Consider the following 3548-nt stretch of genomic DNA (forward strand, 5'->3'; position numbering starts at 1 on the left):
CTTCATGGCGTCGCTTCAGGCTTCGCAGAACACATTGCATGTCAACGAAGCCCAGGCGCGCGGGTTGTTCGACTTCACCGTGAACACCCAGGCCGCGATGATGGGACTCAACGACATCTTCTTTGCGTCCGCGGTGATCTTCATCCTGATCATTCCGCTGATCTGGATCACCAAGCGCGCGAAAGGCGGCGGTGGTGGCGCGGCGGCCGGCGCGCATTGAGGTTTGAGATAGGGCTCGTTGATAGACAACGAGCCCTGCTACTTTTTAAACGTGATGTGCGAAACCCGCCGCACCATCAGCACCGCCGACAAGGCAGCCACTGCAGTCAGCAGCACGCCTATATGAATCGATTGCACCAGAACTTCACGCGCGCTTTCGATCAGCGCCGGGCCGTCCAGTCCAACGGGCGCAAGATCGGCAAGAAGCTTGGAGCGCAAGGCTGCATCGATAAGAATGCGCGGATCGTTGAATCGCGGCAGCCACGCGGTACTTGCCGGCTCGCCCAACACGCGAAGCGTGCGCGTGATGACATCGCGATAATGATGCTGAACGATCGTCGCGACCACACTGGTTCCGAGCATCCCGCCGACCATGCGCGTGGATTGTAGTAACGCCGTGGTAATGCCGAACCGTTCGCGCCCGGCGATTTCCTGTCCGAATACATTCAAGTTGTTCAGGATGAAACCCAGTCCGACGCCGATGCCGGCCATCGGTATCTCGATCCAGACATGCGGCGTCGATGCATTGGCAAACGAAAGCCCGATGCACGCGAATAACAGCAACGTAAAGCCGATGGAAAGGATCATGGTCGGCTTGCGCAAATGAATCACGATCCGCGTGTTGATAAAGCTGCCAATCGCGATAAACATCGCAATCGGCGTGGCGAGCAACCCGGCTTGCTGCGGCGACAAACCAAAGCCGCCCTGCAACAATAACGGCGCGAAAAAGATCAGCGAAAACATCACGAATCCGGACAGCACGGACAGCGTGAACAGGGTCACGAGTTGCGGGTCCTTGAACAGATCGAGCGGAATGATCGGATGCGTCGCGCGGCGCTCGCACATCAATAACGCTGCGGCGCCGATCACCACGCATATCGCGAGAACGATGTTGCCGGTCGTCAGTCCGCTCTTCGGCACGCCTTCAATGAATGCCTGCAATCCGCCGAGAACGAGCGCCACGAGCGCCGCTCCCATCCAGTCGATTTTCACCGCGCCCTGACGTGGCCGCCGATAGTTCGGCAAATGCGCCCAGATGAAATAAAACGCGGCGATGCCCACCGGCAAGTTGATGAGAAACGTGGAACGCCATCCCCAGTGCTCGCTCATCCAGCCGCCGAGCGACGGCCCCGCCGCCGTGCCAATGCCGTACGACGCCGCCATGACTACTTGCCAGCGCACGCGCAGACGGGCATCGGGGAAAAGATCGGGTATCGATGCAAACGCGGTACCCACCATCATGCCGCCGCCGACGCCCTGCAAGCCGCGCGCGATGACCAGGAACAACATGTCGTTCGCCACGCCGCATAGCACTGATGCCACCGTGAACGTGACCACCGCGGCGATCACGAAGCGCTTGCGCCCGAAATAATCACCCAGCCGACCGAACACCGGCACCGTCACCACCGAAGCCAGCAGATACGCGCTCGCAATCCACGCGTAGTACTCGAAGCCATGCAATTCCGCGACGATGGACGGCAACGCCGTACTCACCACGGTCTGGTCCAGTGCAACGAGCATGTTGACGAGACCGATGCCGAGCATCGCTAAGAGGGCGTTTCGAAAAGGAAGGGGTGATGCGGTATGCGGATCGGTACTGGCGGCGGCTTGGGACACGGGCAGAAAGTGGGCAGATGATCAAAGGCGAGGGGTGAATTGTATGCCGCCATTAAGTCTTCCTCCGCGTATCGGCGCCGCGACGGCGAGTGCAGAATGGAACGATCGGCAATAAATACAGTCGGACGATTGAAAGCCACGCTTGACCGCAGAAGGAGAATCGCATGTTCACTCGAATAGTCGTTGCTATCGATGGCAGCCGTACTTCCAGCCGCGCATTTAACACCGCGCTCGAACTCGCCGTCACACATCACGCGGTGCTTCAGCCGTTCTACGTGATCGAAGAGGCCCCCATCTACTACGATGTCCCCGGCTACGATCCCTCGATCCTGCGTACCCAGCTTCCGGATCAAGGCGCCACGCTCGCCGCCGAAACCAACGCAGCGATGAAACAGCGCGGGGTGGAAGGCCAGGTCCTGGTGAGTGAAGCGTCGTCAGTGGAAGATGTGGCCGAACTCGTTCTCAAGGCCGCGACCGCATTCAACGCCGACCTCCTCGTGATGGGCACGCACGGGCGCAAGGGATTCCAGCGGCTGATTCTTGGCAGCGTGGCGGAGCGGTGTCTCCGGCAGGCAACCCTGCCGGTGCTGCTGATTCCTTCGGCAGCGGGAGGCGAAGACGTCGCAGCTCAGGTCGCGGCTTAGGCGTTGGAGCAGTCATGCGCGCGGGGCCCCGTGGCGCCGCGCCATTGCAACAAATTGTCCGCGACGTTCTGCCGCCGAATTTTGCATGGTATCAATGGGACAATTTTCCTTGTTACAGATCAAGGTTCTAAATTGTTCTTATAGCCGAGCACGCCATGCAGACCTTGCACGAGACTTCCGCATCAGCACATTCCGCCGGCCCGCGCCACGCCGCGCACTGTTCGACATGCTCGTTGCGGCAGTACTGCATGCCAGAAGGCTTGTCCGCCACCGATACCGACAAGCTGCAATCGGTCATCGTCAATGCGCGCAACATCAGGCGCGGCGAAACGCTGTTCCGTATCGGCGATACATTCGATGCGCTTTACGCCATTCGCTCCGGTTCACTCAAGACGGTCGTGACGAGCGCGAATGGCCGCGATCAGGTCATGGGTCTGCACCTGGGCGGCGACGCGCTGGGGCTGGAAGGTTTCGAGAACGGCCATCACGCGTGCCGCGCCGTAGCGCTGGAAGACAGTTCTGTCTGCGTCGTCCCCTTGTCCGCTTTCGAACGCGCGTGCCGCGAGACCACTGCCATTCAGCGGCGGCTCCTGCAGTTGCTGAGCCGTGAAGTTGTCCGCAAATCGACGCAGACCGTAATTCTCGGCACCTTGCGCGCCGACGAACGTGTCGCCGCGCTGCTTCTCGACATCTCTTCGCGCCTCACGCGCCGCGGGTACGCCGGGAGCGAATTCAACCTGCGTTTTACACGCGACGACATGGGCAGTTTTCTTGGCATCACGCTGGAAACCGTCAGCAGGACCCTCTCGCGTTTTCAGGCGAGAGGCCTGCTTCGCACAGACGGCAAATTGATCCATATCCTCGACTTCGAAGGTCTGCGCGCCGTCTGAAGAATACCGCTTGCGCGGTTCACGGGCGGTTCAAGCACGCCGGGCATGTCCTCTGCTACGATTTATCGTTTCGCACGGCCACTGCCCGGAGAAAAGAGCGATGAATCGCGAACCCACCCCGTTGCATCCGCTGCTCGCCCGACTGGGACTCAGCGAGAGCGGCGCCGTGCGGGCGAGC

The 3548-nt window shown here is 60.5% G+C and carries 3 protein-coding genes and 1 pseudogene; 3 read left to right on the top strand and 1 reads right to left on the bottom strand.

What is annotated here, in order from left to right; genetic code table 11:
- Positions 1-220 (top strand): annotated as a pseudogene (locus ACFFAR_RS28110) (EmrB/QacA family drug resistance transporter); the annotation flags it as partial.
- A gap of 38 nt (positions 221-258) precedes the next feature.
- Here the strand turns inward: ACFFAR_RS28110 and ACFFAR_RS28115 are convergent.
- Positions 259-1764 carry an MFS transporter gene (locus tag ACFFAR_RS28115; protein WP_375508898.1) on the bottom strand — a complete coding sequence of 502 codons (1506 nt, stop codon included), beginning with the start codon at positions 1762-1764 and terminating at the stop codon, positions 259-261.
- Between the two features lie 236 nt (positions 1765-2000).
- On the opposite strand from ACFFAR_RS28115, the gene ACFFAR_RS28120 reads away from it, so the two are divergent.
- Positions 2001-2480, top strand: a complete 480-nt coding sequence (locus tag ACFFAR_RS28120; RefSeq protein WP_174365347.1) for a universal stress protein — start codon at positions 2001-2003, stop codon at positions 2478-2480.
- 248 nt (positions 2481-2728) lie between these two features.
- Positions 2729-3370: a helix-turn-helix domain-containing protein gene (locus tag ACFFAR_RS28125; RefSeq protein WP_375508899.1), complete on the top strand. Its 642-nt coding sequence runs from the start codon at positions 2729-2731 to the stop codon at positions 3368-3370.
- Positions 3371-3548: the final 178 nt, after the last annotated feature.

This window comes from uncultured Caballeronia sp., from assembly GCF_964243625.1.
Lineage (GTDB): Bacteria > Pseudomonadota > Gammaproteobacteria > Burkholderiales > Burkholderiaceae > Caballeronia.